A 2,044-nucleotide genomic window follows, 5' to 3' on the forward strand; every position below is an offset into this window, starting at 1 on the left:
CAGCGGCGCCCGCCCTGCTCCCGCTCGGGGATTCCCGCGGCCCACAGGGCGGCCGCGATGAGGGCGGGCTGACCGAACAGCCGCGCCAGACGGCGGCCGTCCGTGTCCAGTCCGAAGCCGTCCTTGCGCTCGGCGTACTGCCCGATGTTCCCGGGGTAGATCGCGGTGTAGAAGGCCGCCAGGGCGGTGCCGGTCAGGCGACGCTGCCCGGGGAGCGCCAGCAGAGCGGCCCCGAGGCCGATCTCGGCCACGCCGGATCCGAGCACCACGAGGTCCGCCGGGAGCGGGATCCACGAGGGCACCTGGGCGCGGAACTCACGGCGCGCCACGGTGAGGTGGGACAGCCCCGCGGCGGCCATGAACCCGCCGAGGCCGAGGCGGGCGGCGGTCTGGGAGAGGGGGACGGACTGCCGGCGCTTCGTCATCACGCCTCCCCGAGCTCGAGGACGACGTCGATGTTGCCCCGGGTGGCGTTCGAATAGGGGCACACCTGATGCGCCTGCTCCATGAGGGCGCGGGCCTGGTCCGCGGGGACGTTGGGCAGCACGACCTCGAGGGTGACCTCCAGGCCGAAGCCCTCACCCTGGCGGCCGATGCCCACGCGGGCGCCGACGGAGGAGTCGGTGATGTCGGCACGGGAGGCCCGGGCGACCATCTGCAGGGCCGAGTGGAAGCACGCGGCGTAGCCGGCGGCGAACAGCTGTTCGGGGTTGCTGCCCTGGCCGGAGCCGCCCATCTCGGTGGGCACGGCGAGGTCGAGGTCGACCCGCCCGTCGGTGGTGCGGACATGGCCGTCGCGGCCGGCGCCGGTGCTGAGCGCCTCGGCGGTGTAGATGGTCTCCATGAGAGGTCCTTTCATCCGCCCGCCCCGTGCGGGACGAGTCGGCTCCAGCCTGCCACCCGGTTAGGTCGTGCGCAACCAAGTTGTTCGCCAGCGACCACTAGAATCACTCCCATGGAAGCCGCGCCGACCCACAGCCTCGCCCTCGAGGACCAGCTCTGCTTCGCCCTGCACCGGGCGACGCGCGCCGTCACGCGCGGCTACGGCCCCCTGCTCTCCCGCCTCGGCCTCACCTACCCCCAGTACCTCGTGATGCTCACCCTGTGGCAGGTGGAGAGTGACGCCTCAGCCGAGACGGAGGCGTCGACGCCGGACGCCGGCGCGCTGGGGGTCGGCGCGCTGCGGGACCGGCTCGGCATGGACAACGGGACGATCACACCCCTGGTGCGGCGCCTCGCCGGCATGGGGCTCGTCACACGGGAGCGCGACGTCCACGACGAGCGGCGCGTGCTGGTGCGGCTGACGGACGAGGGACGGGCGCTGCGGGCGTCCGCCCGGACGGTCCCGGCGGACGCCCTCACCCGGATCCCCTGGACGCCACCGAGCGCCGGGCCCTCATGGACCAGCTGAACCGGATCACCGAGGCCGTCGGGCCGCGCTGAGACGGCGGGAGCGGCCGCGCGGAGCGCGGGTCAGCGCACCCGGTCCAGGATCGCCCGGGCGACGGCGTCCGCCTCACGCTCGGGCAGCCAGTGGTCTGCGTCGAGCTTCACGAACCGGTACTCCCCCGCCACCTGCCCGGCCGTGAGCTCGGCGGCCCGCGGCCCCAGGGCCGCGTCCCGGGTGCCCCACACGTAGGTGGTGGGGACCGTCACGGGCGCGCTGTGCGTGGTGGTCACCAGATCCGGGTTCGCCCGATACCAGTTCACCGGACCGCGCAGGCTCTGCGGGGTGGAGAACCGGCGGGCGTAGTGCTCCGCCCCGGGGACCTGCCCCCGCTGCAGCAGGGAGCCCAGCCGTCGCGCGAGGATCCGTTCGGGGAGGGCCGGTGCCTGGAAGGCGGCGATGTACCAGCTGCGGCGCAGCTGGTCCGGGCCGCGCAGGGCGCGGGCCAGGGCGGCCGGGTGCGGCGTGGACAGGACCGTCAGGGACGCGACGCGCTCGGGGCGGGAGGCGGCCAGCGCCCAGGCGGCCAGGGACAGCGCCTGGGTGGGCAGCTCGTCCTCGCCGTAGGCGATCTCGAAGGAGCCGCCGCCGATGTCG

General features: G+C 74.7%; 4 protein-coding genes. 1 reads left to right on the forward strand and 3 read right to left on the reverse strand.

The window, feature by feature from the left end; translation table 11 throughout:
• A partial coding sequence (locus tag AC2W7A_RS11940) for a DoxX family protein (protein WP_485991533.1) occupies window positions 1–425 on the reverse strand: 425 nt, incomplete at its 3' end.
• On the reverse strand, window positions 425–844 hold the full coding sequence (locus AC2W7A_RS11945) for an organic hydroperoxide resistance protein (RefSeq protein ID WP_036316406.1): 420 nt from the start codon (window positions 842–844) through the stop codon (window positions 425–427). The genes AC2W7A_RS11940 and AC2W7A_RS11945, both read right to left, overlap by 1 nt.
• Window positions 845–955: 111 nt before the next feature.
• On the opposite strand from AC2W7A_RS11945, the gene AC2W7A_RS11950 reads away from it, so the two are divergent.
• Window positions 956–1,411 (forward strand): MarR family winged helix-turn-helix transcriptional regulator, encoded by a 456-nt coding sequence (locus AC2W7A_RS11950; protein ID WP_485991534.1) that lies wholly within the window; start codon window positions 956–958, stop codon window positions 1,409–1,411.
• Between the two features lie 62 nt (window positions 1,412–1,473).
• Here AC2W7A_RS11950 and AC2W7A_RS11955 read toward each other — a convergent pair.
• The coding region (locus AC2W7A_RS11955; RefSeq protein ID WP_485991535.1) for an alpha/beta fold hydrolase at window positions 1,474–2,044 on the reverse strand (571 nt) is incomplete at its 5' end.

The organism is Micrococcus sp. LASM2_SD2, assembly GCF_057364565.1.

Bases quoted from the DNA above. Each gene is read 5' to 3' on its own strand.
- AC2W7A_RS11950 (WP_485991534.1), top strand. From the start codon at position 956: ATGGAAGCCGCGCCGACCCACAGCCTCGCCCTCGAGGACCAGCTCTGC.
- AC2W7A_RS11945 (WP_036316406.1), bottom strand. From the start codon at position 844: ATGGAGACCATCTACACCGCCGAGGCGCTCAGCACCGGCGCCGGCCGC.